Origin of the sequence: Kitasatospora sp. NPDC127067, from assembly GCF_042724755.1 — a bacterium.
In the GTDB taxonomy this organism is placed as follows: Bacteria; Actinomycetota; Actinomycetes; order Streptomycetales; family Streptomycetaceae; genus Kitasatospora; species Kitasatospora lactacystinica.
The window spans coordinates 1-2842 of sequence record NZ_JBHXEM010000280.1; the positions used below are offsets into that span (position 1 = coordinate 1).

The following is a 2842-nucleotide window of genomic DNA, read 5'->3' on the forward strand; positions in this document are numbered from 1 at the left end:
CGCTGTTGAGTTCTCAAGGAACGGACGCTTCCTTCGGACCGCCTTCCAGCGGACCCTCCGGGCTTCGTTCTTTCGTGTTTCCAGCTTACCAGACGTTTTCCGCTCCGTTTACCGGGGCTTTTCACATCTGAAATCTGGTGTTAACCGCCAAGTTGTGGCGACTCGACCAACCATAGCGGGTCGGCAGCCGGAGCGCGAATCGGGGCGCACCGGGAGTCCCCCGGACGGCGGCATGATTTGTTGCTCTCGCGAGCATATACAGCAATGGTCCCGATTCGCCAAGATGCCTGTAGAGTGCGGCGCATCGGAGCCAAGAGGACTAGACCACTCGCGGGTCGGTGAGTCGCCGGCCGGTTGGGCTGGCAGGGGCGGGGTCTTCGCCCGGGAATGTCAGCAGATGTCCAAAGTTGACATGATTTAGGCTTCAGTTGATCGTCGTGCCGCTCCTCGCGGCCGCACGCTGTACTGCGCACTTGGGAGGCACAACCATGACCACTGTGACGTCGCCGCTGACCGGCAAGATCGTGGGGCTCGCGGGCGTGCCCGACCCGGTGTTCTCGGGTGCGATGGTCGGCCCGGGCACCGCGATCGACCCCGTTCGCGAGCAGACCACGGCGGTCGCTCCGGTGGACGGTGTCGTCGTCTCCATGCACCCGCACGCGTTCGTCGTCGTGGACGCCGAGGGCCACGGTGTGCTGACCCACCTCGGGATCGACACCGTTCAGCTGAACGGCGAGGGCTTCGAGCTGCTCGTCAACAAGGGCGACACGGTGACCCGGGGTCAGGCCGTCATCAAGTGGGACCCGGCCGCCGTCGAGGCCGCGGGCAAGTCGCCGATCTCGCCGATCGTGGCGCTGGAGGCCACCGTGGACTCGCTGGGCGACCTGCGGGAGGACGGCGAGGCCAAGGCCGGCGAGCAGCTGTTCAACTGGAGCTGACCTCTTCTTTCCGACCCGCCCCGGACGAGATGACGGGGCGGCCCCCACATACAGCGGTTCCCGGCGGGGCCGCTCATCTCAGCGGAGACAGGTGACATGGAGAAGACGCTGCGCGGCGTGGGCGTGAGCCACGGGGTCGCGATCGGCCAGGTGCGGCACATGGGGACGGCGGTGCTGGAGCCCCCGGCCACCCAGATCCCGACCGAGGACGCCCCCCGTGAGCAGGCTCGCGCCCAGGCCGCCGTCGAGGCGGTCGCCGCCGACCTCATCGCGCGCGGCAACCTCGCGGGCGGCGAGGCCCAGGCCGTGCTGGAGGCCCAGGCGCTGATGGCGCAGGACCCGGAGCTGATGGCCGACGTGTCCCGCCGGATCGCCGTCGGCAGCAGTGCCGAGCGCGGCATCTACGACGCGTTCGCGGCCTACCGGGCGCTGCTCGCCTCCGCCGGGGAGTACCTGGCCGGGCGGGTCGCCGACCTGGACGACGTGCGCAACCGGATCGTGGCCCGGCTGCTCGGCGTGCCGATGCCGGGCGTGCCGGACAGCGACGAGCCGTACGTGCTGTTCGCGCGGGACCTGGCGCCGGCCGACACCGCGCTGCTGGACCCGACGCTGGTGCTCGGCTTCGTGACCGAGGAGGGCGGGCCGACCAGCCACAGCGCCATCCTGGCCCGGGCGATGGGCGTGCCGGCCGTTGTGGCGCTGCCGGGTGCGATCGAGGTCGCCGAGGGCACCGTCGTCGCGGTGGACGGCAGCTCCGGCGACGTACTGCTGGAGCCGTCCCGGGAGAAGCAGGACGAGCTGCGGGCGGCTGCCGCCGAGCGCAGGGCCGCGCTGGCCGCCTCCTCCGGCCCGGGGCAGACCTCGGACGGGCACCGGGTGCCGCTGCTGGCCAACGTGGGCGGACCGGCCGACGTTCCGGCCGCGCTGGAGAACGGCGCCGAGGGCGTCGGCCTGTTCCGCACCGAGTTCCTGTTCCTGGACGACTCGGCGAAGGCTCCCGACGCGGAGAAGCAGGTCGAGGCGTACCGCAAGGTGCTGGAGGCCTTCCCCGAGGGCCGGGTCGTGGTCCGGGTGCTGGACGCCGGCGCCGACAAGCCGCTGGACTTCCTGACCCCGGCCGACGAGCCCAACCCGGCTCTGGGCGTGCGCGGTCTGCGCACCCTGCTCGAACACCCCGAGGTGCTGCGGACCCAGCTGGAGTCGCTGGCCAAGGCGGCCGAGGGCCTGCCGGTGCACCTTGAGGTGATGGCCCCGATGGTGGCCGACCGCAAGGACGCCAAGGATTTCGCGACCGCCTGCCGTGAGGCCGGGCTGGACGCCAAGTTCGGCGCGATGGTGGAGATCCCGTCGGCCGCGCTGCGCGCCAGGGCGATCCTCCAGGAGGTCGAGTTCCTGTCGCTGGGGACCAACGACCTCGCGCAGTACACCTTCGCGGCCGACCGCCAGGTCGGTGCGCTGGCCCGGCTCCAGGACCCGTGGCAGCCGGCCCTGCTGGACCTGGTCGCCGCGGCGGCCGACGCCGCGCGGGCGGCCGGCAAGAGCTGCGGCGTCTGCGGCGAGGCGGCCTCCGACCCGCTGCTGGCCGTGGTGCTGACCGGTCTGGGCGTCACCAGCCTGTCGATGGGCGCGGCCTCGATCCCCTACGTGCGGACCACGCTCGCCAAGTACACGCTGGCGCAGTGCCGCCGGGCGGCCGAGGCGGCCCGGGCCGCGGACAGCGCCGAGGAGGCGCGGGCCGCGGCGCAGCAGGTGCTCTCCGGCGAGTAGCCGGGAACGGCGGAAGCGGGAACAGCGAGAGGGGGGGCCCCCCCCCGGGGGGGGGGGGGGGCCCCCGCGGGCGGCCCCGGGGCGGGGGGGCCCCGGGGGGGGGGGGGGGGGGGGAGAAAAAGCGCCGGGGCGGCAAG

At 72.7% G+C, this 2842-nt stretch carries 2 protein-coding genes; both read left to right on the forward strand.

Annotation, left to right across the window (positions count from 1 at the left end):
* Positions 1–488: 488 nt before the first annotated feature.
* Positions 489–938 (forward strand): PTS glucose transporter subunit IIA, encoded by a 450-nt coding sequence (locus ACFWJ4_RS41370; protein ID WP_380554578.1) that lies wholly within the window; start codon positions 489–491, stop codon positions 936–938.
* A 96-nt stretch (positions 939–1034) separates the two neighbouring features.
* Entirely contained in the window at positions 1035–2705 is a 1671-nt protein-coding gene (gene ptsP, locus ACFWJ4_RS41375) for a phosphoenolpyruvate--protein phosphotransferase (protein WP_380554581.1), read from the forward strand.
* Positions 2706–2842 lie beyond the last annotated feature (137 nt).